Below are 26451 nucleotides of genomic sequence, written 5' to 3'. Positions count from 1 at the left end.
CCGTCCCGCTCCAGCGGCCCGTCCCAGCGGTTTCCCCGGGCGCCGGCAGGCTGTTTCGTGGGTAGCGTCCCGGCATGACCTCGCCACAGGGATTCCTCGGGTTCTGGGAGACGACCGGGTCCGCCAAGACCTTCACCCATCCGCTCGATCCGGCGCTGCTGGACGCCTGGGTGCCGCGGAGCGCGCGGGTGCTGGACTACGGCTGCGGCTACGGGCGGCTGACCGCCGAGCTGGCCGGGCTCGGGTACGGGGCGGTCAGCGGGGTGGATGTCTCGGCGGCGCTGATCGCGCGGGGCCGGCGGGAGCATCCGGAGCTGGCGCTCATGCGGTGTCCCGGGTTCCCGCTGCCGTTCGAGGACGGCAGTTTCGACGCGGCGCTGCTGTTCGCGGTGCTCACCTGCGTTCCCGGGGACGCGGACCAGACGGCGATCGCCGGGGAGCTGGGGCGGCTGGTGCGGCCCGGTGGGGTGGTGTACCTCAGCGATGTGCCGTTGCAGGGCGATGCGCTCAACCGGGAGCGGTATGCGCGGTTCGCGGAGCGCTACGGGACGTACGGGGTCTTCGAGACGCCCGATGGCGGGGTGTTCCGGCACCATCCGCCCAAGCGGCTGCGCGGGCTGCTGCGGGAGGCCGGTTTCTCGGTGCGGAAAGAGCGGGCCGGTGTGGTGGACACGCTGGACGGGCGGACGGCGGAGCGGCTGCAGATCATCGCCCTGAGGGAGCCGGACGCGGCGGGGCCGAAGCCGTCGCCGGGGCCGGCATCAGGGTGAGGGGGAAGGCGGCCTCATCGGTGGGCCGGGAGCGCGGTGTCTACGCCCCCTCGGCGCGGTCGTCGACGCGGCGCGGGAGACCGAGCGGGTTGTCCTCGCGCAGCTCGGGCGGCAGCAGCGCGGGCGGGGTGTTCTGGTAGGCGACCGGGCGCAGCCAGCGCTCGACGGCGGTGCCGCCCACGGAGGTCGAGGTGGAGGTCGTCGCCGGGTAGGGGCCGCCGTGGTGCTGGGCGGGGGCGACGGCGACTCCGGTGGGCCAGCCGTTGACGACCACCCGGCCAGCGAGCGGGGTGACCTCGGCCAGCAGCCGGGCGCCGCGGCCCCCGTCGTCGCTGCCGGCGCTCTCCGCGTCGCCGATCTGCAGGGTCGCGGAGAGGTTGCCGGGCAACCGCGCGAGTACGGCGCCGATCTCGGCCTCGTCGGCATAGCGGGCGACGACGGTGACCGGGCCGAAGCACTCCTCCAGGAGGAGGTCGTGCGGCCCTTCCGCGGCGAGGCGGGCGGCCGGCACGGAGAGGAAGCCGGCACTGACGGTGTGCTCGCTGCCCGCGCCCGGCGTCACCGGCACCTCGACGTCGGGGAGCTCGGCGCGGGTGCGGACACCGTCGAGGAACGCCTGCCGCATCCGGTGGTCGAGCAGCACCCCGGCCTCGGTGTCGCTGACCGCGTCGGTCAGCGCCGTCAGCAGCCGCTCGCCACCCTCGCCCTCGGGCGCCAGGACCAGGCCCGGCTTGACGCAGAACTGGCCCACACCGAGCGTCATCGCACCGGCCAGTCCGGCGCCGATCTGCTCGGCGCGCTCCGCGGCCGCGGCCTCGGTGATCACGACGGGGTTGAGGCTGCCCAGCTCGCCGTGGAAGGGGATGGGGTGCGGGCGGGCCGCGGCCGCGTCGTACAGGGCGCGGCCGCCGCGCACCGAGCCGGTGAACCCGGCCGCGGTGATCAGCGGATGGCGCACCAGGTCGATACCGGCCTGGAAGCCGTGCACCAGGCTCAGCACGCCCTCCGGCAGGCCGGCCTCGGCGGCGGCGCGGCGCAGCAGCGCGGCGCACAGCTCGGAGGTGGCCGGGTGGTCCGGGTGCGCCTTGACGACGACGGGGCAGCCGGCCGCGAGGGCGCTGGCGGTGTCGCCGCCCGGCACCGAGAAGGCGAGCGGGAAGTTGCTGGCGGAGTAGACCGCGACGGGGCCCAGCGGGATCTTGTAACGGCGCAGGTCGGGCCGGGGCGGGGTGAGGCCGGGGTCGGCGTGGTCGATCCGTACGTCGAGGAACGCGCCCTCCTGTACGAGGTCCGCGAAGGCCCGCAACTGGTAGGTGGTGCGGCCGAGTTCGCCGGTGAGCCGGCCGGGGCCGAGCGCGGTCTCGGCGTCGGCGGCCTCGATGACCGCCTCGCCCGCGTCGTCGAGCAGATCGGCGGCGCGGCGCAGCAGCGCGGCGCGTACGGCACGGTCGGCGAGCGCGTCCCGGGCCGCGTGGGCGGCACGGACCACGGTGTCCACCTCGTCGGCCGTGGCCTCCACCGCAACCTGTTCGCGCTGCTTCCCGGTTCGGGGGTCGACACTCCAGACTGGTGCTGCTGCTGCCACCGTGCATTCCTCCCGGGCGTGCCTGCCGAGTCTTTCCGAGTCCTGCCGCACCTCGGATGGCGTTCGATATGCTGAACACTGTCCCACATGGTGAACAACCGGGACTCTATGGCGGTCCGAACAGGGGGGTCAAGGGCGATGTCAGCTGCCGAGACCGGTGGATCTCAGGTCAAATCCGCGGTGCGGACGGTGGAGTTGCTCGAGTACTTCTCAGGTCGCCCCGGTATGCACAGTCTGTCCTCCGTCCAGGAAGCCGTCGGCTACCCGAAATCCAGCCTCTACATGCTGCTGCGCACCCTGGCCGACCTGGGCTGGGTCGAGACCGACGCCACCGGCACCCGCTACGGTATCGGTGTCCGCGCGCTGCTGGTCGGCACGTCGTACATCGACGGCGACGAGGTGGTGGCCGCGGCCCGGCCGACGCTGGACCGGCTCTGCGACGACACCACCGAGACCATCCACCTCGCCCGCCTGGACGGCACCAACGTCGTCTACCTCGCCACCCGTCAGTCGCAGCACTCTCTGCGCCCCTTCACCCGTGTCGGCCGGCGGCTGCCCGCGCACTCCACCTCGCTGGGCAAGGCGCTGCTCGCCACGTACACCGACGACCAGGTGCGGGCGATGCTGCCGCCGGCGCTCGCGCAGCTCACCGAGCACACCCTCACCGACCGCGAGCAGCTGATCGAGGAGCTGCACGCGGTGCGCGAGCAGGGCTATGCGGTCGACCGCGAGGAGAACACCCTGGGCCTGCGCTGCTTCGGCGTCGCGATCCCGTACCGCACCCCGGCCCGGGACGCGATCAGCTGCTCGGTGCCGGTGGCCCGGCTGACCCCGGCCCATGAGCAGATGATCAAGGACACCCTGTTCGACGCCCGCGACCGGCTGACGCCGGCCACCCGGCGGCTGTGAGCCCCCTGTGCCGGTCCTCTTACGCGTCCCCCTCCCCCGTACGGCGGAGGGGGATCGTCATCGGGGCCGAGGCGCACCGGGGACGGCCCGCGGAAGGCTGGACGCCATGAACACCCGCACCGGCCGCCCGGTGCGACGGGCCGGCCGGCGCTGGGTCCATCTGGTGCTGGGCGGCGCACTGTTGATGCCGTTCTATCTGCTGGCGTCGGTCGTGATCCCGCTGCTCGTGGACGGGGCCGACCCGCTGCGCCGAGTGGGCTGGCAGTTCGTCGCGTTCGGCGGTGCGCTGCCCCTGGCCGCCCTGGCCGCGCTGCTCTTCCCGCTGCTGCGGCCGCTGGAAGTGGCGGCCGTACGGTCGCTGTGCGCGGTGCCCGCGGAGCGGCTGGCCGAGGGGCCGGCTCTCTCCTGGGCGGCCCGGCGGCGGACGGCGCTGTGGTTCGTGGCGCATCTGCTGGCCGGGGGGATCGTCAGCGGGATGACGCTGGCCGCCCCGCCGGCCGCCGTCCTGCTGTTGATGCTTCCGTTCTCCGACTCCCTGCGGCACCCCCCGCCGGGCTGGCCGGACGCCTTCCACGGTGCGCTGGGGCCGCTCACGGGGCTGGCGCTGCTGGCGCTGGTGACCGGCACCGCCTGGGGTGCCGGAGCGCTGCTGGGCCGCTGCGCCCCGGTGCTGCTGGGGCCGACGCCCGCCGACCGGCTGGCCGCCGCCGAACGCCGGGCGGCCGATCTGGCGTCCCGCAACCGGCTGGCCCGCGAGCTGCACGACGCCGTCGGACATGCGCTGAGCGCGGTCACCCTCCAGGCGAGTGCGGCCCGCCGGGTGCTGGATGCGGACCCGGAGTTCGCCCGCGGGGCACTGGCCGCCATCGAGGAGACCACCCGCGAGGCGGTCGCCGAACTGGACACCGTACTGGGCCTGTTGCGCGAGGAGGACGGCGCCGGTCCGGCCGCGCCCGCGCCGACCCTGGACGGCCTGGACGCGCTGCTCGCCCGGACCCGGGCGGCGGGCCTGGCGGTCGAGGCGACGGTCGAGGGGCGGTGCGCGGGGCCGGCACCGGTGGTCTCGCGGGAGGCCTACCGGATCGTGCAGGAAGGCCTCAGCAATGCGCTGCGGCATGCCGGGCCGGTACCGGTACGGCTTCAACTGCGTTGTGATGAGCGGGAGTTGACGATCCGGGTGGAGAATCCGGTGACCGGTCCTGAGGACGGTTCCCCCGCGGCGACGGACCCTTCGGGCGGGGGCCGTCCGTTCGGGGGCCGCGGATTGCGGGGAATCGCCGAGCGGGCCCGGCTGCTGGGCGGCGAGGCGACGGCCGGGGCCCAGGACGGCGTGTGGCGGCTGACGGCCCGGCTGCCGTCGGCCGGGGCGACGGGACGACGGGACGACGGGGCAACGGGACGCCCCGGCGACAGGGCGACGCGGCGATGAGCAGCGGGACGCGAGAGCACGGGCCGGGAACGGGGGCAGGGCGAGTGAGCGGGGACAGGGTGAGTGAGGGGGAGAGGGTGAGTGAGGGAGGAGAGGTGAGCGGGGCATGACCACGCGTCAGGACGACGACCAGCGGTCCGGCGACGGGGGTGACGGGGGCCTTGCCCGCCCGCTGCGCCTCGTCCTCGCCGACGACGAGCGGATGGTGCGCACGGCGCTGCGCGCGATCCTGGGCGCCGAGGCGGACATGGAGGTCGTCGGCGAGGCGTCGACCGGTGCCGAGGCGGTGCCGCTGATCCGGGCACTGCGCCCGGACATCGTGCTGATGGATGTCCGGATGCCGGAGATCGACGGTATTCGCGCGACCGAGCAGGTGCTCGCCGGGATGCCGGATCCGCCCCGCATCATCGTGGTGACCACCTTCGAGAACGACTCGTACGTCTATGACGCACTGCGGGCCGGCGCCAGCGGGTTCCTGCTCAAGCGGTCCGGTGCACAGGACCTGGTCCAGGCCGTACGGCTGGTGGCGCGCAGCGACTCGCTGCTGTTCCCCGCTGCGGTGCGGCGGCTGGCCGCCCGGCACGCCGGGGAGCGGGCGGCGGCCGACGCGGTGCGGGCGCTGCGGGCCCGGCTGTCCGAGCGGGAGCGGGCGGTGCTGCGGCTGATGACGGCCGGGCTGACGAATGCGGAGATCGCGGACCGGCTGGGGGTGGGCCCGGCCACGGTCAAGACGCATGTGGCGGGGGTGCTGGCCAAGCTCGGGGTGCGGGACCGGACCCAGGCGGTGATCGCCGCGTACGAGTGCGGGTTCGTCCGGCCGGGGTGATGCGTCCGGCCGGGGGTGATGCGTCCGGTCGGGTGATCAGGCGCCGGCCGCTGCCGCGCCACCAGCGGATTCACCAGCCCCGTCAAGCGTCTTGACCGGCCGTGAACCAGCTCCTTTAGCGTGTCCACACAGCTGCATGCTGTCCGCGCATACAGCCCTGCTGTTCGGCCGGAGGAGTCCCCGCCCATGACCGCACCCCGCACCGCCCCCCGCACCGTCCTGCTCACCGGCGCCGCGGGCGGGCTCGGCACCCTGATGCGTGAGCTGCTGCCGCCCTACGGGTACCGGCTGCGCCTCTTCGACCGGCGGCCCGTCGACACCACCGCCGGCGAACCGGACGCGATCACGGCCGAGTTGGCCGACACCGAGGCACTGCGCGAGGCGGTGCGCGGGGTCGACGCGGTGATCCACCTCGCCGGCATCTCCCTGGAGGCCGGCTTCGAGCAGATCCTGCGCGCCAACATCGAGGGCACCTACCGCCTGTACGAGACGGCGCGCGAGGCGGGCGTCCGCCGTGTCGTCTTCGCCTCCTCGAATCACGCCGTCGGCTTCACCCCGCGCCCCGCGGACGGCTCCGGCGCCATCCCCGTCGGCACGCCCCGCCGCCCCGACACCTACTACGGGCTGTCCAAGGGATTCGGCGAGGATCTGGCCTCGCTCTACTGGGACCTGCACGGCATCGAGACCGTCTCGGTCCGCATCGGCTCCTGCTGCCCGGAGCCGGCCTCGGTACGGATGCTGTCCCTCTGGCTGAGCCCGGCCGACTGCGCACGGCTGCTGCACGCCGCGCTCACCGCGCCGGACGTGGGCCACACCGTCGTCTACGGCTCCTCCGCCAACACCCGCCTGTGGTGGGACCTGTCGACCGCCCGCGCCCTGGGATACGCGCCGCAGGACGACTCCGAGCCGTACGCGGAACGGCTGATCGCCGCGCAGGGCGCACTGGACCCGGAGAACCCCGAACACGCCTTCCTCGGCGGCACCTTCTGCACCGACCCGCCCCGGTGGCCGCACTGACGGTCCCGCACGGTGGTCATGCCGGGGGTCCCGCACGCAGGGGCCCGCACGTGGCCCCTGCCACGCCGCGGAACCCCCGCCGCCCGGGTGGCGTCCTGGTCTGTGTACCCACCCACCGCTCAGGAACGAGGAACGCATCATGGGCATCGTCAGCTGGCTCGTACTCGGGCTGATCGCGGGCATCATCGCGAAGGTCCTGCTGCCGGGGCGGGACCCGGGCGGCATCGTCGGCACGACCCTGATCGGCATCGTGGGGTCCTTCCTCGGCGGCTGGCTCTCCACCAAGTTCCTGCACCGCCCGATCCCCAAGGACTTCGGCGAACCGTCCATGTGGATCGCCTCGGTCGCCGGGGCCCTGGTCCTGCTGATCGCCTACCGGCTGCTCTTCGGCAACTCCCGCGAACGCCGGTGACCGGGCCCGGCGGCCATCGGACCGCAGGTAATGGAACCGCAAAGGCGGGCCGATCGTTGAGCCCGGCATGACCGCTATGACTCCTGGCTCGAACCTCCCGCTCAACGCCGTGCGGGTGGCGGTGGACGTCACCGCCCCCGTGCGGCTGGACGTGTCGGGCCTGCTGCTCGCCGCCAACGGCAAGGTGCGCTCCGACGACGACTTCGTGTTCTACAACCAGCCCGGCGGACCGGGCGTGACGCACTCCGCGGGGGCCGGCGGCGGCGACACCATCACCGTGGACACCGCCGCGGTACCCGAGGGCATCGAGAAGATCGTGGTCACCGCGAGTCCGGACGCCCCCGGCGCGACCTTCGCCGGCACCGAGCCGACCGGCACGGTCCGCAACGCCGACGACGGCAGCGTCATCGCCTCCTTCACCCCGCCGCAGCTGGGCCCCGAGACCGCACTGGTGGTCGTCGAGATCTACCGCCGGGGCGGTGCCTGGAAGGTCCGCGCGATCGGCCAGGGCTACGCCAACGGCCTGGCGGGGATCGCCACCGACTTCGGCGTCAGCGTGGAGGAGCCGGCCGCGCCCGCCGCCGCCCCCCAGGCGCCCGCCGCCCCGCAGGCACCCGCCGCACCGCAGGCACCCGCCGCACCGCAAGCGCCCGCCGCTCCCCCGGCGCCGCAGGCCCCCGCAGGCCAGTGGGGACCGCCCGCGGGCGCCCCCGCCCCGGTCGCCCCGCCGCCGGCCGCCGCGGCGCCGGCCCCCGCCGCTGCGGCACCCGGCTCCGGCAAGGTCAATCTCGACAAGGGCCGGGTCAGCCTGCAGAAGAACCAGACCGTCTCGCTGGTCAAGGGCGGCCGTCCGCTGCTGACCTCGGTCACGATGGGCCTCGGCTGGGAGCCGGCCTTCCGCGGCAAGACCATCGACCTGGACGCCTCGGTCATCGCCTACGGCCCGGACCGCAAAAAGGTCGACAACTGCTTCTTCGGGAAGCTGATGATCCTGGGCGGTGCGATCCAGCACTCCGGCGACAACCTCACGGGCGAGGGTGCCGGCGACGACGAGGCGATCACCGTCCACCTCGGCGGAGTGCCCCAGGAGGTGAGTGGCCTGGTCTTCGTCGTGAACTCCTTCTCCGGCCAGAAGTTCTCCGACGTCGCCAAGGCGTACTGCCGCCTGGTGGACGCCCAGAGCGGCGAGGAGCTGGTCCGCTTCGACCTCACCCACGCCGAACCGCGCACGGGCGTGATGATGGCCAAGCTCATCCGCCAGTTCTCCGGCGAGTGGGAGATGACCGCACTGGGCGAGTTCGTCGACGCCCGTACGGTGCGCGGCATGGTCAAACCCGCCGCACAGGCCCTGTGAGCCGCTGACGCCCACGGTCCCTGACGCCCACCGTCCCTGACGGGCCACCGTTCCCTGACGGCCCTCGCGCCCGTCAGGGACGGCACTACGGCCCGGGACCGAAAACTCCCCTGGTGCGGGAACGGGCCCAGGACCGAAAATTGTGCCGTCCCCCTTCCCGCCACGCCCTTTGGCCCCGCCCCGTCACGGCCGCCCCGTCCGGCCCGTCGCGGCGCGTCCCCCACGGCACGCACGAGGAGCGTTCGATGACGCAGCAGCAGCCGTCGCCGGCCGGACCCGCGGATCCCCCGGACGGTCCAGCACCCCCGGACCTTCCCGACCGGGTCGCGCTGACCTACGGCGAGCTCGACCTCAGCACCGTCCCCGCCTTCGCCGGCGGCTTCATCAATTTCGGCTACTGGACGGGCCTGCCCGGCCCCGCCGGCCGGCCGCTGACCGAGGCCGACCGGGTGCGCAGCGAGCAGGATCTCTACCGCCTGGTGCTCGGCACCTTCGACCGGCCGCAGGGCCGCACCGCCCTGGAGGTCGGCTGCGGACGCGGGCTGGGCTCCGCGCTGGCGCTGCGGGAGTTCGGCCTGGGCACGGTCCTGGGCATGGACGCGCACCCCGACCAGATCGTCCGTGCCCGGGAGGCGAATGCCGCGCTGCTCGCCCCCTCCCCGGACTCCTCCGGGCGGCTGACGTTCCTCCAGGGCGCGGCCGAGCGCATCCCGCTACCCGACGGCTGTGCCGACTTCCTCTTCTCCGTCGAGGCGGCGCAGCACTTCCGCGATCTGGCCGGTTTCGCCCGGGAGGCGGCGCGGGTGCTGCGCCCGGGCGGCCGGCTGGCGCTGACGACGTTCTTCGCCCGCACCCGTGCGGCCGCCCGGACACTGCCCACCGTGCTGCCCCCGTACGCCGACGGCCTGGACGTCCCGCACGTGATCGACGAGGTCGCGGCGACCCTGACCGCGGCGGGGCTGCGCGAGGTCCGGGTCCGGTCCATCGGCGACGGCGTCTGGGAGTCCTACGACCGTTATATGGCCCAGCACCCCGAGCTCCGCGACGAGTGGCCGCGCCGCTACCTGACGGCGTACGAGACCGGGCTGCTGGACTACTACGTGCTCACGGCCGGGGCCGACTGAGCCACCCGTCCCGTGCGCGCCGGGGTACGGCTACGGCTCACGGAGCGCTCGCCGCCGGGGTGACGGCTGCCGCTGACCGCACCACCACTGACGGCGCTACCGCTGACGGCACTACCCCTGACGGCGCTGCCGCTTCCAGGGACCGGTGATGGCCAGCATGATGCCGGGCTCCTGGATGTTGGCGAACAGCGTCCGCCCGTCCGGGGAGAACACCGGCCCGGTGAACTCGCTGAACTCCGGCTCGTCCGCGGTGCCGATGTTGAGGTCGTTGCGGGCGATCGGGTAGGTCCGGCCGTCCTCGGTGGCCCCGAAGAGGTGCTGGACGCCCTCGCCGTCCTCGGCGATGATCAGCCCGCCGTAGGGCGAGACGGTGATGTTGTCGGGTCCGTCCAGGGCGCCGTCCTTCGACGGTTCCTTGTTGACACCCAGCAGCACCTTCAGCGTCAGGGTCCGCCGCCGCGGGTCGTAGAACCAGACCTGGCCGTCGTGCTGGACGGGGCTCTCGTCACGGGCGAACGAGGACACCACGTACGCGCCGCCGTCCGCCCACCACAGCCCCTCCAGCTTGCGGGCCCGGGTGACCTCACCGTCCTTGAACTGCTTGCGCACCGAGACCTTGCGGGCGTCGCGGTCGGGGACCTCGACCCAGTCGACGCCGTAGACGGTGCCCGCCTTGGTGGCGCGCGAGAGGTCGTCGACGAAGCGGCCGCCGGAGTCGAAGCACTTGAAGGCCTCCAGCACGCCGGCGTCATCGGCCAGCGTGCGCAGCGCTCCGCGGCCGTGCCGGAATCCGTGCGGCGGGGTCCAGCGGTAGAACAGGCCGTTGGGGGTGTCGGCGTCCTCGGTCAGGAAGAGGTGGCCGCGCTTGGGGTCGACGACCACGGCCTCGTGGGCGTAGCGCCCCAGCGCCTTGACCGGCTTGGGGTTGCGGCCGGCCCGGAGGTCGTGCGGGTCGACCTCGAAGGCGTAGCCGTGGTCCTTGGTCATGCCGTGCTGGCCGGCCTTGTCCTCGTTCTCCTCGCAGGTGAGCCAGGTGCCCCACGGGGTGGTTCCGCCCGCGCAGTTGGTGGAGGTACCGGCGATGCCGACCCACTCACCGACCGGCGTACCGTCCTTGGCCACCTCGACGACGGTGCAGCCGCCGGCCGCCGCCGGGTCATAGACCAGCCCCTCGGTCAGCGGCACCGGGTGCGGCCAGTCGGCGCGCGGGCCCTTCAGCTCGTGGTTGTTGACGAGGAGGGTGGTGCCACGGCGGCCCGCGAAGGTGCCGGTGCCGTCGTGGTTGGAGGGGGTGGACTCGCCGCTGTCCAGCTTGGTGACGCCGGTCCGCGTGATGATCTTGTACGAGAACCCGGCGGGCAGCGCGAGGATGCCGTCCGGGTCCGGGACCAGCGGGCCGTAGCCGATGCCGTGACCGTGGCCGTCCGCCGCGTCGCCCCGGCCGGCGTCCGGTACCTCCTCGGCGAGGGCTCCGGGCGCGGTGGCCAGCACCCCGACGCTCCCGGCCAGCGTGACCCCCGCGCCGGCGAGGGCGGAGCGCTTGGCGAAGTCTCTGCGGGTGAGCGGCATTGTCATCTCCTGGATGGCCGGTTTCTACATCCCCTGTGCCTGCGCCGCACACGCTCTCGTGCGTCGTCGAACTCCAGTTGAACGCCGTGCGACATCCAGGAAGCAGTTGGGGCCGGTCCGGCGGATCACGACCTTTCGCGGCCCTGTTCCGCCGGACCGGCCCCGGGTGCAGGGGGGGTGTCTCCCCGCAAGGTGGTCCGCTCCGCCCGTGCCCGGTTCCTCCGGCTAGCCGGACTGCCGCGAGCGCGCCTTGAAGGCCGCCTTGCGGGCCTCCTTGGCCGCCTTCTTGTCCGGGTGCAGCCGGCCCATGGTTTCCAGGACGTCGGCGGTGGCCGGGTGGTCCACCCGCCAGGCCGTGTCGAAGAACCCGCTGTGCTGCTCGGTCAGGCCCTGCACCAGGTCGCGCAGCTCGCCCGTGGCGTCCTCCTCGGCGCTCTCCAGCTGCGCCGCGATGGTGTCCACCGTCAGCCAGAAGATCATCTCCTGGGAGGGCTCGGGGATGCCGGGCAGCGCCCGCTCGGCGAGCCAGACCCGGGCCAGGCCGCCGAGCTGCCGGTCGTCGAGCACGTCGCGCAGCGCGGCCTCGGCGTCCGGCGAGACCAGCGAGAGGGTCTGCTGGGCGGCCAGCCGGCGCCGCGGGGCGCGGTCGTCGTCGCCGCGGGCGGCGGTGAGCAGGTCCCGTGCGGCGTCCAGGGGCGTACGGGCGGCGAGCCACAGCTCGGACTCGGCCTGGGCCAGCGCCTCGGGGTAGTCGGGCAGCGCCTCCAGGAGGACGTCGGCGCCCTTGTCGGCGAGGTCGCCGACCGCCGGGGCGTCCACCCCCGCGTCCCGCATCCGGGCGCGTACCGCGTAGACGCCGAGCGGGGTGAGGCGGACCAGGCCGTAGCGGGAGACGTCCTCGTCCGTCAGCGGCCCCGCGGCGGAGGACCCCTCGGAGGAGCCCGGGGCAAGGACCGTCTCGCCGTCCTCGTCCAGCTCCTCGATCAGCGCCTCGTCGACGGGCTGGTAGGCGACCAGACCGATCGGCTCCAGCACCCGGAACTGGTCGTCCAGGCGCATCATCGCCTCGGAGACCTCTTCGAGGACGTCGTCGGTGGGCTCGTCCATATCGTCCGGGACGATCATGGAGGCGGCCAGCGCGGGCAGCGGAACCTCCTGGTCGGGGCTCTCGTTCAGGGCCGTGAGCAGGTAGAGGTTGCCGAGGATGCCGTCCAGCAGCTCGGCCTCCTCCTCCGGGTTCCAGTCGATCGCGTCCAGGTCGAGTTCGCCGCCCTCGGTGAGCCGGTCGGCGAGATCGGCGAGGTCGGGGGCGGCCGCATCGGCGAGCACGGTCTCCATGCCGCCCAGCCAGATGTCGAGGATGTCCTGCGGGCTGCCGGAGGTGAGCAGGTCAAGCTCCTCACCGGGGGTGGCGAGGCCGGCGGCGGCATCGTCGGGGAGGTCGGCGCCGTCCTCGCCGTCGGCGCTCTCCTCGATCTCCACGAGTCCGGTGTCCACCGCCAGCTGCCAGGCCTCGGCGGTGTAGGCGGCGCCGTCCTCGTCGCCGGCCAGGCCCAGGTGCTCGGTGGCGGCGGCCAGCGGCTCGTCGAGGATCTGGCCGCCGACGCCGACCGGGACACCCCGTTCGGCCCAGCGGGCGAGCTTCGCGGCCCGGGCCAGCAGGGGGGCGCTCAGCGCGTCCCTGGCCAGCTCCGCTTCGGAGTGCAGCCGCACCGGCGGCAGGGTGGGGCGGTCTGCGGACATCGGGTGCTCAGCTCCTCGGACGGACTACGGCTGGGGTACCTCCCAGCCGTAGCTGGGGGAGTGCGCCGCCCAAGCGTAGACGGAATTCGCCGTAACCCGGACGGTTCACCTTCGCACCCCCTGCCGGTCACCGGGAGAAGCTTGACAACTCCCCTGTGTGCGCAAGAGATTGACGCAGATCGACGCGCGTAGCGCGCACCGGTCCGGCTCCGCACGCACCTTCACCGGCCACCCCCCATATACCTCGGAGGCATCCATGCCGTCCCGTCGTTCACTCCGCAGACCGGTCACTCTCGGCGCGGTGATCTGTGCCGCCCTGGCCGGCGGACTGCTGACCGCCACGCAGTCCGCCTCCGCCGCCGGCACCCGGATCCACGACATCCAGGGCAGCACCCGCATATCCCCGCTGGCCGGACAGCAGGTCAGCGAGGTGCCCGGCACCGTCACCGCGATCCGCGCGTTCGGCTCGGCGCGCGGTTTCTGGGTGCAGGACCCGCACCCGGACAAGAACCCCGCCACCAGCGAGGCGGTCTTCGTCTTCACCGGAAAGGAGACGCCGAAGGTCGCCGTCGGCGATGCGATCACCTTCTCCGGCACGGTCAGCGAGTACTACCCCGGCGGCAAGGACGCCGGCCTGCAGTCCGTCACCGAGATCACCGGCGCGACCTGGAAGGTGGACTCCTCCGGCGCCCCGCTGCCGGCCGCCTTCAAGCTCAACCCGGCCTCGGTGCCGAATCGTTACGCCCCCTCCGCGGGCGGCAAGAGCATCGAGTCGCTGAAGCTGCGCCCCTCGTCGTACGCCCTGGACCGCTACGAGTCCCTGGAGGGCATGCGGGTCTCCGTCTCGAACGCCCCGGTCGTCGGCCCGACCAACAGCTACCACGAGCTGTGGGTGACCGCCGAGCCCGGCCACCACCGCACCGCCCGCGGCGGGACGCTCTACGGCTCGTACGCGGACCCCAACGGCGGCCGGGTCAAGGTGGCGTCCCTGATTCCCCCGGCGCAAGCACCGGCTCCACCGGAGCTTCGCACCCCTGACCCGCAGCCGTTCCCGGTCGCCGACGTCGGCCAGGCGCTGTCCGGCACCACCGCCGGGCCGCTGGACTACGACAACTTCGGCGGCTACACCCTGCAGGCCACCGAGCTGGGCAAGGTCACCGGTCAGAGCCCCACGCCGGAGACCACCCGCAAGCAGAAGTCCGACGAGCTGGCGGTGGCCACCTACAACGTCGAGAACCTGTCCCCCGCCACCCCGCAGGCCAAGTTCGACCGGCTGGCGAAGGCGCTGGTGCAGAACCTGTCCTCGCCCGATGTCGTGGCGCTGGAGGAGGTCCAGGACGACAGCGGCCCCAAGGACAACGGCGTGGTCACCGCCGGGGAAACCCTCAAGAAGCTGACCGACGCCATCAAGGCGGCCGGCGGTCCGGCGTACGAGTGGCGGCAGATCGACCCGGTCAACGACCAGGACGGCGGCCAGCCCGGCGGCAACATCCGCACGGCGTTCCTGTTCAACCCCGGGCGGGCGTCCTTCACGGACATCAAGGGCGGCGACGCCACCACCCCGGTGAAGGTGGTCGACGACCACGGCAAGGCCTCGCTGTCCGCGTCCCCGGGCCGGATCGCGCCCGCCGACGAGGCGTGGAAGACCAGCCGCAAGCCTCTTGTCGGCCAGTTCTCCGCGAAGAGCCGTCCCGGCAGCCGGGTCTTCGTGATCGCCAACCACTTCAACTCCAAGGGCGGCGACCAGGGTCTGGACAGCCGTTTCCAGCCCCCGGCCCGCAGCTCCGAGACCCAGCGCACCGCCCAGGCCCACCTGGTCAACGCGTTCGTCAAGGACCTGCTGGCCAAGGACCCGAAGGCCGGTGTGGTGGTGGCCGGTGACCTCAACGACTACCAGTTCTCGCCGGCCCTGAAGGACCTCACCGCCGGCGGTGTGCTCACCGACCAGGTGGGCCGGCTGCCGGCCGCCGAGCGCTACGGCTATGTCTACAGCGGCAATTCACAGGTGCTGGACCACATGCTCACCAGCCGTCCGCTGACGCGGTCCGACTACGACATCGTGCACCTCAACGCGGAGTACGCCGACCAGGCCAGCGACCACGATCCGCAGGTGCTGCGCATCAAGCCGTAGTCCGCGGCATGTCACCCCGTGTGACACTCCCGTCACCTGCCTGGCCCACGCCGGGGGGCCAACTGCCGCGGGGGGTGCGGTACTGGGCATGTAAGAAACATTCGGCGAGACATTAGGGAGTCATCATGCCGAAGTCCCAGAACCGTAAGTCGGGCAACAAGGACCGTGCCGCCGAGCGGCGCACCGACCAGCGGAAGCCGAAGTCGTCGGAGGAGTCCGCTTCCGAGCGGACCCAGGACCTGAAGCGTTCGCGGAATGGCCTGACTGGCGCGTGATGGGCCTGTGATGCCCGAGCGGCCGTCGCACCGGAAGGCGCGGCGGCCGCTTCGCGTTCCGGCCCCAGGGCCGGACGGAGCGCCGCTTGACACACCAGCCGGCACAACCAAGTGGACGTGACATATGAGGCGCCACCAGACCCCTGGCATGGAGACCATGACCACTCCCCTCACACCCCCGGCAGCCGCATCGCCTTTCGGCCGGGTCGCGACGGCCATGATCACCCCGTTCACCCCCGACGGAGCGCTCGACGCCGACGGCGCTCAGCGGCTCGCCACCCATCTCGTCGACGACGGCGGCTGCGACGCACTGGTACTGAGCGGCACCACCGGGGAGTCCCCGACGACCTCGGACGCCGAGAAGGAGACCCTGCTGCGGGCCGTCGTCGAGGCCGTCGGCGACCGGGCCCGGATCACCGCCGGGATCGGCACCAGCGACACCCGCCACTCCGTCGCCCTGGCCCGCAGCGCCGAACGGGCGGGCGCCCACGGCCTGTTGGTGGTCACGCCCTACTACTCACGGCCCACCCAGGAGGCCGTCACCCACCACCTGCGGACGGTCGCGGACGCCACCGGACTGCCGGTGATGCTCTACGACATCCCGGGGCGCACCGGCACCGCGCTGGCCGCCGGAACGCTGCTGCGGCTGGCCGCCCATCCGCGGATCGCGGCGGTCAAGGACTGTGCCTACGACCCGCTGAAGTCGGCGAAGGTGCTGGCCGCAACGGGCCTGGCCTACTACGCGGGCTGCGACGAACAGATCCTGCCGCTCCGTGCGCTCGGCGGCTCCGGCTGCATCAGCACCGCCGGCAACGCCGCGCCGCGGGCGGTGCGCGCCCTGCTGGACGCCTTCGACGCCGGCGACACGGCCGGGGCGACCCGCCGTCAGCTCGCGCTGATCCCGCTCATCGAGGCGGTGACCGGCGGTGAGAACCCCGGCGCGGTCACCGTGAAGGCGCTGCTCAACCACCTCGGCCTGCCCGCGGGGCCGGTCCGCGGCCCGCTGCTGGCGGCGGATGCCGAGCTCACCAGGCGGCTGGCGGACGCGCTGCAGACGACCCTGGACCGGACTGCGGACGGGGATACTGCTGCGGTGCCTGCGGCTGTCCCTGGTTAGCGGGGTAGGGCGCGGGCGCCGCCCCGAAGCCGCCCGGGGCTCCCGGCTGCGCGTACGGCGCGCCCGGCTGTCCGTACGGTGCGCCCGGCTGTCCGTACGGTGCGCCCGGCTGTCCGTACGCCGCACCGGCGGCCGGGTCGTGCCCCGCCGCGGCTCCGTCCCGGTCCGGCGCGGGCGGCTCCTCCTCGTCCGCCACCAGGTCCCGTACCAGCAGCGTCGCGCCGGCCACCGCGCCCGGCATCAGCGCCACCGCGACGAACGGGATCAGGAACAACAGCACGACCGGGGTGCCGAAGCCGACCGCGAGCGCCTTACGGCCCCGCAGCAGCCGCAGCCGCTCCCGCACCGGTATGTCCCGGCGCTGCAGGGCCACCGAGGTCAGCTCGACGGTGAGGAAGAAGCCGGAGACGCAGAAGCCGACGGCGGGGACCACGGTCTGCCCGAGGAAGGGCACGAACCCGAGGACGAACAGCAGGATCCCGAAACCGGCGGCCCGCAGCAGCACATGGACGCTGTCGCGCAGGGCGATCCCGATCTCCTGCCACAGCGGGCGGTCCGGGGACGGCGGGCAGTACCCCTCGGACTCCTCGACCTTCTCCGACAGCGACTCGTAGAAGGGGTCGCCGATCAGCAGGGTGACGGCGGTGAACGTCAGCACCGACAGCATCAGCCCGCCGGCGATCAGCAGCGCCACGAAGACTCCGCGCAGCAGCCCCTGCCAGGGCGAGCCCCAGTCGTCGGCGAACGGCGTCGCCCAGGCCGCGATATCGCCGGACCAGAGGGCGAGCACGGTGAGCACCGCGGCGTACAGCACCAGCGCGATCAGCGCCGGAATCAGCCCGAATCCCCACCACCGGCCGTGCCGGGCGACCCAGCGCTGCCCCTTACCCAGATACCGCATCCCCGCTGCAAGATCACGCATGGCACACAGCCTATCGGCGGCCCGGCGGCGCGGGGACCGGGACGGCGGGGGCGGCTGGGACAACAGGGGCGGCTGGGGCGGAAGCCGAAACGGCCCGGCGGGTCCCCCCCGCCGGGCCGCTGACGCTGCCGTGCCGGGCCGGCCGCACGACGACCGGCCCGCCCATGGCCTCAGTTGTGGCTGTGCAGCACCTCGTTGAGGCCGCCCCAGGTCGCCTTGTTCGGGCGGGCCTCGACGGTGCCGGTGGTGGAGTTGCGGCGGAAGAGGATGTTGTCCGCGCCGGAGAGCTCCAGGGCCTTGACGATCTGGCCGTCGGGCAGCGTGACGCGGGTACCGGCGGTCACGTACAGGCCCGCCTCGACCACGCACTCGTCGCCGAGCGCGATGCCGATGCCCGACTCCGCGCCCAGCAGGCAGCGCTCGCCGATGGAGATGATCTGCTTGCCGCCGCCCGAGAGGGTGCCCATGGTGGAGGCGCCGCCGCCGATGTCGGAGCCGTCGCCGACGACCACGCCCGCGCTGATCCGGCCCTCGACCATGGAGGTGCCCAGCGTCCCGGCGTTGAAGTTGACGAAGCCCTCGTGCATGACGGTGGTGCCGGCCGCGAGGTGCGCACCCAGACGCACCCGGTCGGCGTCCGCGATCCGGACCCCGGTGGGCGCGACATAGTCGGTCATCCGGGGGAACTTGTCGATGCTGGTGACCATCAGATGCAGGCCCTCGGCGCGGGCGTTCAGCCGCACCGTCTCCACCTGGTCGACGGCCACCGGGCCCAGGGAGGTCCAGGCGGCGTTGGACAGCAGCCCGAAAAGGCCCTCCAGGTTCTGTCCGTGCGGCTTGACCAGCCGGTGGCTGAGCAGGTGGAGGCGGAGGTAGGCGTCGTGCGCGTCCAGCGGCTTGTCGTCCAGGGAGGCGATGACCGTACGGACGGCGACGACCTCGACACCACGGACCGGGTCGGGGCCGATCGCCTTGAGCACGGCGGCGCCCAGCAGTTCGGTGGCGCGCTCGTCGTCGAGGTGCTCGGTGCCGGCCGGGCCGGGCGCACCGACCAGCTCGGGCGCCGGGAACCAGGTGTCGAGAACGGTGCCGTCGGAGGTGACGGTGGCGAGCCCGGCGGCGACGGCGCCGGTAGTACGGGAAACAGCAGCATCGGTCATGTCCGAAACCTAACCGGAGGGCGCCCGCCGAGGCGAACCGGTCTCAGCGGCCGGGCCGGGCCGTGGGGCACCGCAGCCCGTCTCCCGGGGTCCGTACGACGGCCGGCTCAGCCCAGCACTCCGGCCAGCCCGGCCCGCACCGCCTCGGGATCGAAGGGCTGCCCGGTCAGCAGATGCTGCAGCACCAGCCCGTCGGTGAGCGCCACCACCGTCCGCGCCGTGCGCATGTCGCCGATCCGCGCTCCGAGCAGCCGCACCATCTCGTCCAGGCATGCGGCGGCGATCGGCCGCACCGCCTCGTGCCGCAGCGCCGCCAGATACAGCTCGTACTCCAGCTCCATCCGCCTGCGGTCACCGGTCAGCGTGTCCTCGACCAGCCTCGCGACCTCCTCGGCGAGCGGTGCCGACGGGTCGATGCCGTCGACCCGGCGCGCGAAGTCGGCCAGCCACCCGACGTTGGACTGCCGCAATGCGGCGACCAGCAGCTCGTCCAGGGTCGCGAAGTGGTACGTGGTCGAGCCCAGCGGCACATCCGCCGCCGCGGCCACGGCGCGGTGGCTGAGCCCGGCGATCCCGCGCCCGCCGACCACGGTGATCGCCGCGTCGATGATCCGCTGCCGGCGGTCCGGGTCGTAGCGCCGGGCCATCAGTGCGCCCCGTCCAGATTCAGCACGATGACACCCGCGATGACCAGCAGTACGCCGAGGATCTTCAGCGCACCGGTGCTCTCCCCCAGGAACACCATCCCGATCGCGGCGATCAGCGCCGTGCCGACACCGGCCCAGATGGCGTACGCGGTGCCGACGCTCATCGATGTGAGCGTCTGGGCGAGCAGCGCGAAGGCGAGCAGATAGCCCAGCGCGGTGGCCAGCGAGGGCCACAGCTTGCTGAAGCCGTCGCTGTACTTCATCGCGGTGGTCGCAAGCACCTCGGAGAGGATCGCGCCGGCGAGCGTCAGATAGGCCATGCGTACGAGCGTACACAGCGTTGCGTACGAGCGTACATATGCGTGGCGGCCGGTCCGCCCGCCACGCGATACGGCCGTGCCCGCCAGTGGTGACTGGCGGGCACGGCCGTATCGCTCAGGAGATCTCGTCAGACGTTGAAGCCCAGCGCGCGCAGCTGCTCGCGGCCGTCGTCGGTGATCTTGTCCGGGCCCCACGGGGGCATCCAGACCCAGTTGATCTTCAGTTCGCTGACGATGCCGTCCGTGGCGGACTTCGCCTGGTCCTCGATGACGTCGGTCAGCGGGCAGGCCGCGGAGGTCAGCGTCATGTCGATGGTGGCGATATTGGCGTCGTCGACGTGGATGCCGTAGATCAGCCCCAGGTTGACGACATCGATGCCCAGCTCGGGGTCGACGACGTCGTACAGCGCCTCGCGGACCTCTTCCTCCGAGGCCGGCTTGGTGGTGGTCGGGGTGTCGGTCATGCGGTCTTCGCCTCCTCGGAGAGGGCCTTGGCCGTGGCGTCCTTCCAGGCCATCCAGCTGAGCAGCGCGCACTTCACACGCGCCGGGTACTTGGAGACACCGGCGAACGCCACCGCGTCCTCCAGGATCTCCTCCATCGCGTCATCCGGCTCCACCTGGCCCTTGGACTGCATCAGCTCCAGGAAGGTCTCCTGGATCTTCTGCGCCTCGCCGAGCTCCTTGCCGACCAGGAGGTCGTTGAGCACCGACGCGCTGGCCTGGCTGATGGAGCAGCCCTGGCCCTCGTAGGACACATCCGCAATCGTCGAGCCGTCGAGCCGCACGCGCAGCGTGATCTCGTCACCGCACGTGGGGTTGACGTGGTGCACCTCGGCGTCGCCGTCCCGAAGACCGCGCCCGTGCGGGTGCTTGTAGTGGTCCAGGATGACGTCCTGGTACATGGAATCCAGCTTCACGGCTCAGTCAGTCCTCGTCCTCATCCGCTGTGCTTGTTAACCGGCTGGGTCTTTTTAACCGAAGAAGTTGCGGACGTGCTCCAGGCCCCCGACCAAGGCGTCGACCTCGGCGGGCGTGGAGTACAGATAGAACGACGCCCGCGTGGTCGCAGGAATTCCGAAGCGCAGGCAGACCGGCCGTGCGCAGTGGTGCCCCACGCGGACCGCTATGCCCTGCTCGTCCAGCACCTGGCCGACATCGTGCGGATGGATGTCACCGAGCGTGAAGGAGAGCGTCGCCCCGCGGTCCTCGGCCGTGCTCGGGCCGATGATGCGCAGGTCGGGGACCTCCAGCAGCCGCTTGACGGCGTACTCGGTGATCGCGTGCTCATGCGCGGCGATGTTGTCCATGCCGATCGAGGTGAGGTAGTCCACGGCCGCGCCGAGGCCGACGGCCTGGGCGATCGGGGGCGTACCGGCCTCGAACTTGTGCGGCGCGGGCGCATAGGTCGAGGAGTGCATCGAGACGGTCTCGATCATCTCGCCGCCGCCGAGGAAGGGCGGAAGGTCCTCCAGCAGCTCCTGGCGGCCCCACAGCACACCGATGCCGGTCGGACCGCACATCTTGTGACCGGTGAAGGCCACGAAGTCGGCCTGCAGCGCCTGCACGTCCAGCACCATGTGCGGGGCGGCCTGCGAGGCGTCGATGCAGACCAGCGCGCCGACCTCCTGGGCACGGCGGATGATCGTCTCGACCGGGTTGATGGTGCCCATGATGTTGGAGACCAGCGTGAAGGAGACGATCTTCGTCTGCTCCGTGATGATCTCGTCGATGTTGGACAGGTCGAGACGTCCGTCGTCGGTGATCCCGAACCACTTCAGCTTCGCGCCGGTGCGCTGCGAGAGCAGCTGCCACGGGACGATGTTGGAGTGGTGCTCCATCTCCGTGATGACGATCTCGGTCTCGCGGTCCACGCGGTAGGGCTCATCGGCCCAGCCGAGCATGTTGGCCACGAGGTTCAGCGACTCCGAGGCGTTCTTGGTGAAGATCACCTCATCGCGGCTCGGGGCGTTGATGAAGGCGGCCACCTTGTCACGGGCGCCTTCGTAGAGCGCCGTGGCCTCCTCGGCGAGCACATGCACGCCGCGGTGGACGTTGGCGTTGTGGCGTTCGTAGTAGGCGTTCAGGGCGTCGAGGACCTGACGCGGCTTCTGCGAGGTCGCCGCGTTGTCCAGGTACACGACCTTCTTCCCGTCATGGATCTGACGGTCCAGGATGGGGAAGTCCTTACGGATCGCCTCTGTGTCGAGGAGGCCCGGCAGCTGTGTCACGCGGTTGCGCCACCCTTCGTGTACTCCTCGTAGCCCTCGGCTTCCAGCTTGTCGGCGAGCTCGGCGCCGCCGGACTCGGCGATCCGGCCGTTGGCGAAGACGTGGACCTGGTCGGGCTTGATGTAGCGCAGGATGCGCGTGTAGTGGGTGATCAGCAGCGTGCCGACCTCGCCGGTCTCGCGGACGCGGTTGACGCCCTCGGAGACGGTGCGCAGCGCGTCGACGTCCAGACCGGAGTCGGTCTCGTCGAGGATCGCGATGGCGGGCTTCAGCAGCTCCAGCTGAAGGATCTCGTGGCGCTTCTTCTCACCGCCGGAGAAGCCCTCGTTGACGTTGCGCTCGGCGAAGGAGGGGTCCATCTGCAGGCGCTCCATGGCCTCCTTGACCTCCTTGACCCACAGCCGCAGCTTGGGGGCCTCGCCGCGGATCGCGGTCGCGGAGGTCCGCAGGAAGTTGGAGACCGAGACGCCGGGCACCTCGACCGGGTACTGCATGGCGAGGAAGACGCCGGCGCGGGCGCGCTCGTCGACGGACATCTCCAGGACGTTCTCGCCGTCGAGGGTGACGGTGCCACCGGTGATCGTGTACTTGGGGTGACCTGCGAGGGAGTAGGCGAGGGTCGACTTGCCGGAGCCGTTGGGGCCCATGATGGCGTGCGTCTCGCCCTGCTTCACGGTCAGGTCGACGCCCTTCAGGATCTCGCGCGGGCCGTTCTCGGCCTCGACGGAGACGTGCAGGTCGTGGATCTCAAGCGTTGCCATGGGGAACTCAGGACTCCTGGGTGACGGAGACGAGCACGTCGTCCCCTTCGATCTTGACGGGGTATACGGGGACGGGGCGCGTGGCGGGAAGGCCGTTCGGCTTGCCGGTGCGCAGGTCGAAGCTCGAACCGTGCAGCCAGCACTCGATCGAGCAGTCCTCGACCTCCCCCTCCGAGAGGGAGACGTTCGCATGCGAGCAGATGTCGTTGATCGCGAACACCTCGCCCTCGGTGCGGACCAGGGAAACGGGCGTGCCGTCGAGCTCCACCCGCTTGGGGGTGTCCTCCTCCAGCTCGCTCAGCGCCGCTGCGCGTACGTACGTCATGCCGCGGACGCTTCCAGCTCGGCCTCGATCTTGCTCATCAGACGCTCTTCGACGTCCGGGAGGCCGATCTGCTGGACCAGCTCGGCGAAGAAGCCGCGGACGACCAGACGGCGGGCCTCGTCGGCCGGGATACCGCGGGCCATGAGGTAGAAGAGCTGCTCGTCGTCGAAGCGGCCGGTCGCCGAGGCGTGGCCGGCGCCGACGATCTCGCCGGTCTCGATCTCCAGGTTGGGGACCGAGTCGACCCGCGCGCCGTCCGTGAGGACGAGGTTGCGGTTGAGCTCGTAGGTGTCGGTGCCGGTGGCCGAGGCGCGGATCAGCACGTCACCGATCCACACGGCGTGCGCGTCGTCGCCCTGCAGCGCGCCCTTGTAGACGACGTGCGAGCGGCAGTTGGACGCCTCGTGGTCGACGAAGAGCCGGTGCTCGTGGTGCTGGCCCTGCTCGGTGAAGTACAGACCGTAGAACTCGGCCTCGCCGCCGGGGCCCGCGTAGGTGACGCGCGGGTGCAGCCGGACGAGGTCGCCGCCGAAGGTGACGATCACGGACTTGAAGCCGGCGTCCCGGCCGACCAGGGCGTTGTGCTGCCCGGTGTGGACGGCGTGGTCGTCCCAGTCCTGGACGGAGACGACGGTCAGCTTGGCGCCGTCACCGAGGAGGTAGTCGACATTGGCGGCGAGCACCGCGTCACCGGTGTGGTCGATGACCACGACCGCCTCGGCGAACGCGCCGAGCTCGATGACCTGGTGGCCGTAGGCCGTGCCGCCCTCGCCGTGGACGGTGATCCGGATCGGCTCGGAAAGCTGCGCCTCCTTGGGGACCGAGATCACCGACGCCTTCTCGAACGAGCTGTACGCCTGCGCGGCGACCCGGTCGACGGGCATGCCGGCCTTGCCGACCCGCGGGTCCGCGCGGTCGACGAGCTCGTGCGTGACACCCTCCGGAGCGGTGATGTCGATCTTCAGGTCGGGACCGCCCGCCTCGGCGCTGCCGTCGTGCAGGCCCTTGAGGCGCGCGAGGGGCGTGAAGCGCCACTCCTCCTCGCGGCCGTGCGGCACCGGGAAGTCCGCCACGTCGTAGGACGGCGGGGCGCTCATCCGGGTGGCGACGGTGGACTCCGCGGCCACCGCGAGAGAGCCGGTGGTCGTGGAACCGGCCGCTGGGGGTCCCCCCGCTCGAGCGGAGCCGAGAGAGGGGGAGTTCTGAGCCTCAGCCATGGCTGTTGTAGTGCTCGCTTTCTGCAATCAGAGAGTCAGTCGCTGCTGGGGGCCGGGCGTCAGCCGACCGAACCTTCCATCTGCAGCTCGATCAGCCGGTTCAGCTCCAGCGCGTACTCCATCGGCAGCTCGCGGGCGATCGGCTCGACGAAGCCGCGCACGATCATCGCCATGGCCTCGAACTCCGTCAGGCCGCGGGCCATCAGGTAGAAGAGCTGGTCCTCGCTGACCTTGGAGACGGTCGCCTCGTGGCCCATGGAGACGTCGTCCTCGCGGACGTCGACGTAGGGGTAGGTGTCCGACCGGGAGATGGTGTCCACCAGGAGGGCGTCGCACAGCACGTTGGACTTGGAGCCCGCGGCCCCCTCGCCGATCTCGACCAGACCGCGGTAGGAGGTGCGGCCGCCGCCTCGCGCCACCGACTTGGAGACGATGTTGGAGGAGGTGTTCGGCGCCATGTGGACCATCTTGGAGCCGGCGTCCTGGTGCTGGCCCTCGCCCGCGAAGGCGATGGACAGGGTCTCGCCCTTGGCGTGCTCGCCCATCAGGTAGACGGCCGGGTACTTCATCGTCACCTTGGAGCCGAGGTTGCCGTCGACCCACTCCATGGTCGCGCCCTCGTAGGCGACGGCGCGCTTGGTGACCAGGTTGTAGACGTTGTTCGACCAGTTCTGGATGGTCGTGTAGCGGCAGCGGCCGCCCTTCTTCACGATGATCTCGACGACCGCGGAGTGCAGCGAGTCCGACTTGTAGATCGGCGCCGTGCAGCCCTCGACGTAGTGGACGTAGGCGTCCTCGTCGACGATGATCAGCGTCCGCTCGAACTGGCCCATGTTCTCGGTGTTGATCCGGAAGTAGGCCTGCAGCGGGATGTCGACGTGGACACCCTTGGGGACGTAGATGAACGAGCCGCCGGACCACACCGCGGTGTTCAGCGACGCGAACTTGTTGTCGCCGACCGGGATGACCGTGCCGAAGTACTCCTGGAAGAGCTCCGGGTGCTCCTTGAGCGCGGTGTCGGTGTCCAGGAAGAGGACACCCTGCTCCTCCAGGTCCTCACGGATCTGGTGGTAGACGACCTCGGACTCGTACTGCGCGGCGACACCGGCGACCAGACGCTGCTTCTCCGCCTCGGGGATGCCGAGCTTGTCGTAGGTGTTCTTGATGTCCTCGGGCAGGTCCTCCCAGGAGGCGGCCTGCTGCTCCGTGGAGCGGACGAAGTACTTGATGTTGTCGAAGTCGATGCCCGACAGGTCCGAGCCCCAGTTCGGCATGGGCTTCTTGTCGAACAGCTTCAGACCCTTGAGGCGGAGCTTGAGCATCCACTCCGGCTCGTTCTTCTTCGCCGAGATGTCGCGGACGACGGCCTCGGAAAGACCGCGCTTGGCGGAGGCGCCGGCCACGTCGGAGTCGGCCCAGCCGTATTCGTACTTGCCCAGGCCCTCGAGCTCAGGGTGAGCAGTCTCCGTGGGGAGCGTCATGCGGGGTTCCTCCCGGCCGTGCTTGCAGATGCTGTGGTGGTCTTGGTGGTGCGTGCGGTGCTGTGAGCGGCCTTGCCGGCACCGGCCTTCGGGACGAAGGTCGTGCACACCCCGTCGCCGTGGGCGATGGTGGCAAGCCGCTGTACGTGGGTCCCGAGCAATCGGGAGAAGACCTCGGTCTCCGCCTCGCACAGCTGCGGGTACTGCTCGGCGACATGGGCGACCGGGCAGTGGTGCTGGCAGAGCTGTTCACCGAGCTGGGGATTGGGGGCGCTGCGCGCCGTAGCAGCGTACCCGTCCGCGGTCAATGCCTTCGCCAGGGCCTCGGTACGGGCCTCCGGCTCCGCGCTCTCCACCGCCTTGCGGTACCCCTCGGCCTGGGCGGCGAGCCGCGCGCGGGCGAATGCCGCGACGGCGGCCTCGCCCTGCTCGCCGCCGCCCGCGCTCTGCGCGATCCAGCGCAGCGCGTCGGAGGCGAGCTGGTCGTAGGCCTGGTCGAAGGCGTCCCGCCCGCAGTCGGTGAGGGCGAAGGACTTCGCCGGGCGGCCGCGGCCACGCGCGCCGTAGACGCGCTTCTCACGGGGCTCGACGACGCCCTCGGCGGCCAGCGCGTCCAGATGCCGGCGCACGGCGGCCTGGGTCAGCCGCAGCCGCAGGGCCAGCTCGGCCGCGGTGGACGGACCGTGGTCGAGGATGGAGCGGGCGACCCGGTTGCGGGTGCCCTGCTGTTCGTCGTGCGGCGCCGGGGCGGGCGCGGCGTCCGTTGCACGCTGCCCGTCCTGCTCGGGCGCGGAGGCGGCCGGCCCTGCGGTCGGATCGACCGCGGGCCCTTCCTGATCCTCGCTCGCGTATTTCACAACGTCATTGTTGCGTAATTCGCCGAAGCGACACAAGCCTCGTCCGGATCACGGACGGGTGGCCTCTATCACTTAGGCTGCCCTAAATTCAAGTACCTTCCGAGCCCCGGAAGCGCTGCCGACCTGCGACGGGGCGGTCCCGCACGGTGGGGCGCACCAGGGCGCGCGGGGCGGTGGAATCAGCAGGGCCGCATACCGCCGTTCGCGTACCCGGGCGCGGAAATGCACCGGCGCCCCCGTTGAAGAGCCCCCCGCCACTCTCCGTAGACT

26 protein-coding genes are annotated in these 26451 nt (G+C 71.9%); 11 read left to right on the top strand and 15 right to left on the bottom strand.

Annotated features, from left to right (window positions below; all coding sequences use genetic code 11):
* Positions 1–74: 74 nt before the first annotated feature.
* A complete protein-coding gene (locus tag OHS81_RS28400; RefSeq protein ID WP_328387816.1) occupies positions 75–770 on the top strand; it encodes a class I SAM-dependent methyltransferase in 696 nt (231 codons plus the stop codon).
* A gap of 40 nt (positions 771–810) precedes the next feature.
* On the opposite strand, the gene OHS81_RS28395 is transcribed toward OHS81_RS28400, so the two are convergent.
* A complete protein-coding gene (locus OHS81_RS28395) occupies positions 811–2355 on the bottom strand; it encodes an aldehyde dehydrogenase (NADP(+)) (RefSeq protein WP_328387814.1) in 1545 nt (514 codons plus the stop codon).
* A gap of 138 nt (positions 2356–2493) precedes the next feature.
* Here OHS81_RS28395 and OHS81_RS28390 point away from each other — a divergent pair, with 138 nt between their 5' ends.
* The 7 genes from OHS81_RS28390 to OHS81_RS28360 all read left to right on the top strand — a co-directional run bounded on the left by OHS81_RS28390 (position 2494) and on the right by OHS81_RS28360 (position 9426).
* Positions 2494–3264 (top strand): IclR family transcriptional regulator, encoded by a 771-nt coding sequence (locus tag OHS81_RS28390; protein WP_328387812.1) that lies wholly within the window; start codon positions 2494–2496, stop codon positions 3262–3264.
* A gap of 106 nt (positions 3265–3370) precedes the next feature.
* The gene (locus OHS81_RS28385) at positions 3371–4693 is read left to right on the top strand and encodes a sensor histidine kinase (RefSeq protein WP_328387810.1); all 1323 of its coding nucleotides are present in this window, start codon (positions 3371–3373) and stop codon (positions 4691–4693) included.
* A 106-nt stretch (positions 4694–4799) separates the two neighbouring features.
* Entirely contained in the window at positions 4800–5519 is a 720-nt protein-coding gene (locus tag OHS81_RS28380) for a response regulator transcription factor (protein ID WP_328387808.1), read from the top strand.
* 186 nt (positions 5520–5705) lie between these two features.
* Positions 5706–6536 (top strand): NAD-dependent epimerase/dehydratase family protein, encoded by an 831-nt coding sequence (locus OHS81_RS28375; RefSeq protein ID WP_328387806.1) that lies wholly within the window; start codon positions 5706–5708, stop codon positions 6534–6536.
* Positions 6537–6675: 139 nt separating this feature from the next.
* Entirely contained in the window at positions 6676–6948 is a 273-nt protein-coding gene (locus tag OHS81_RS28370; RefSeq protein WP_088797103.1) for a GlsB/YeaQ/YmgE family stress response membrane protein, read from the top strand.
* A 76-nt stretch (positions 6949–7024) separates the two neighbouring features.
* A complete protein-coding gene (locus tag OHS81_RS28365) occupies positions 7025–8302 on the top strand; it encodes a TerD family protein (RefSeq protein WP_328391477.1) in 1278 nt (425 codons plus the stop codon).
* Positions 8303–8547: 245 nt separating this feature from the next.
* Positions 8548–9426, top strand: coding sequence for a class I SAM-dependent methyltransferase (locus OHS81_RS28360; protein ID WP_328387803.1), 879 nt, complete (start codon positions 8548–8550; stop codon positions 9424–9426).
* Positions 9427–9537: 111 nt separating this feature from the next.
* Here the strand turns inward: OHS81_RS28360 and OHS81_RS28355 are convergent, their stop codons facing one another.
* The gene (locus OHS81_RS28355) at positions 9538–10995 is read right to left on the bottom strand and encodes an alkaline phosphatase PhoX (protein WP_328387801.1); all 1458 of its coding nucleotides are present in this window, start codon (positions 10993–10995) and stop codon (positions 9538–9540) included.
* 225 nt (positions 10996–11220) lie between these two features.
* A complete protein-coding gene (locus OHS81_RS28350; protein ID WP_328387797.1) occupies positions 11221–12738 on the bottom strand; it encodes a hypothetical protein in 1518 nt (505 codons plus the stop codon).
* A 256-nt stretch (positions 12739–12994) separates the two neighbouring features.
* Between OHS81_RS28350 and OHS81_RS28345 the strand changes: the two genes are divergently transcribed.
* From OHS81_RS28345 to dapA, 3 genes are all read left to right on the top strand, one after another.
* A complete protein-coding gene (locus tag OHS81_RS28345; protein WP_328387795.1) occupies positions 12995–14869 on the top strand; it encodes an endonuclease/exonuclease/phosphatase family protein in 1875 nt (624 codons plus the stop codon).
* Positions 14870–14994: 125 nt separating this feature from the next.
* Entirely contained in the window at positions 14995–15144 is a 150-nt protein-coding gene (locus OHS81_RS28340; protein ID WP_176956553.1) for a hypothetical protein, read from the top strand.
* Between the two features lie 157 nt (positions 15145–15301).
* A complete protein-coding gene (dapA, locus tag OHS81_RS28335) occupies positions 15302–16261 on the top strand; it encodes a 4-hydroxy-tetrahydrodipicolinate synthase (protein WP_328387789.1) in 960 nt (319 codons plus the stop codon).
* On the opposite strand, the gene OHS81_RS28330 is transcribed toward dapA, so the two are convergent.
* The 12 genes from OHS81_RS28330 to OHS81_RS28275 all read right to left on the bottom strand — a co-directional run bounded on the left by OHS81_RS28330 (position 16170) and on the right by OHS81_RS28275 (position 26181).
* Positions 16170–17183 carry an EI24 domain-containing protein gene (locus tag OHS81_RS28330; RefSeq protein ID WP_328387787.1) on the bottom strand — a complete coding sequence of 338 codons (1014 nt, stop codon included), beginning with the start codon at positions 17181–17183 and terminating at the stop codon, positions 16170–16172. The two genes, dapA and OHS81_RS28330, sit on opposite strands and share 92 nt — an antisense overlap.
* Positions 17184–17353: 170 nt before the next feature.
* On the bottom strand, positions 17354–18343 hold the full coding sequence (gene dapD, locus OHS81_RS28325; protein WP_328387785.1) for a 2,3,4,5-tetrahydropyridine-2,6-dicarboxylate N-succinyltransferase: 990 nt from the start codon (positions 18341–18343) through the stop codon (positions 17354–17356).
* 107 nt (positions 18344–18450) lie between these two features.
* Positions 18451–18990, bottom strand: a complete 540-nt coding sequence (locus OHS81_RS28320; protein ID WP_328387783.1) for a TetR/AcrR family transcriptional regulator — start codon at positions 18988–18990, stop codon at positions 18451–18453.
* Positions 18990–19310, bottom strand: coding sequence for a DMT family transporter (locus tag OHS81_RS28315; RefSeq protein WP_328387781.1), 321 nt, complete (start codon positions 19308–19310; stop codon positions 18990–18992). The genes OHS81_RS28320 and OHS81_RS28315 overlap by 1 nt, the downstream gene beginning before the upstream one ends.
* A 128-nt stretch (positions 19311–19438) precedes the next feature.
* Positions 19439–19774 (bottom strand): metal-sulfur cluster assembly factor, encoded by a 336-nt coding sequence (locus OHS81_RS28310; protein WP_129296992.1) that lies wholly within the window; start codon positions 19772–19774, stop codon positions 19439–19441.
* A complete protein-coding gene (gene sufU, locus OHS81_RS28305; RefSeq protein ID WP_328387779.1) occupies positions 19771–20229 on the bottom strand; it encodes a Fe-S cluster assembly sulfur transfer protein SufU in 459 nt (152 codons plus the stop codon). The genes OHS81_RS28310 and sufU overlap by 4 nt, the downstream gene beginning before the upstream one ends.
* Before the next feature lie 54 nt (positions 20230–20283).
* Entirely contained in the window at positions 20284–21540 is a 1257-nt protein-coding gene (locus OHS81_RS28300; protein WP_328387777.1) for a cysteine desulfurase, read from the bottom strand.
* Positions 21537–22301, bottom strand: coding sequence for a Fe-S cluster assembly ATPase SufC (gene sufC, locus OHS81_RS28295; protein WP_159480282.1), 765 nt, complete (start codon positions 22299–22301; stop codon positions 21537–21539). The genes OHS81_RS28300 and sufC overlap by 4 nt, the downstream gene beginning before the upstream one ends.
* Positions 22302–22308: 7 nt before the next feature.
* Positions 22309–22626, bottom strand: a complete 318-nt coding sequence (locus OHS81_RS28290; RefSeq protein WP_018091858.1) for a non-heme iron oxygenase ferredoxin subunit — start codon at positions 22624–22626, stop codon at positions 22309–22311.
* Positions 22623–23843 carry a Fe-S cluster assembly protein SufD gene (sufD, locus tag OHS81_RS28285; RefSeq protein ID WP_328387773.1) on the bottom strand — a complete coding sequence of 407 codons (1221 nt, stop codon included), beginning with the start codon at positions 23841–23843 and terminating at the stop codon, positions 22623–22625. Before sufD ends, OHS81_RS28290 begins: the two co-directional genes overlap by 4 nt.
* Before the next feature lie 59 nt (positions 23844–23902).
* Complete coding sequence (gene sufB, locus OHS81_RS28280) at positions 23903–25324, bottom strand: Fe-S cluster assembly protein SufB (RefSeq protein WP_260638218.1); 1422 nt, start codon at positions 25322–25324, stop codon at positions 23903–23905.
* Positions 25321–26181 carry a helix-turn-helix transcriptional regulator gene (locus OHS81_RS28275; protein ID WP_328387765.1) on the bottom strand — a complete coding sequence of 287 codons (861 nt, stop codon included), beginning with the start codon at positions 26179–26181 and terminating at the stop codon, positions 25321–25323. The genes sufB and OHS81_RS28275 overlap by 4 nt, the downstream gene beginning before the upstream one ends.
* Positions 26182–26451: the final 270 nt, after the last annotated feature.

This window comes from Streptomyces sp. NBC_00400, assembly GCF_036048035.1.
Taxonomy (GTDB): domain Bacteria; phylum Actinomycetota; class Actinomycetes; order Streptomycetales; family Streptomycetaceae; genus Streptomyces.
This window is presented reverse-complemented; position numbering and strand designations above follow the sequence as displayed.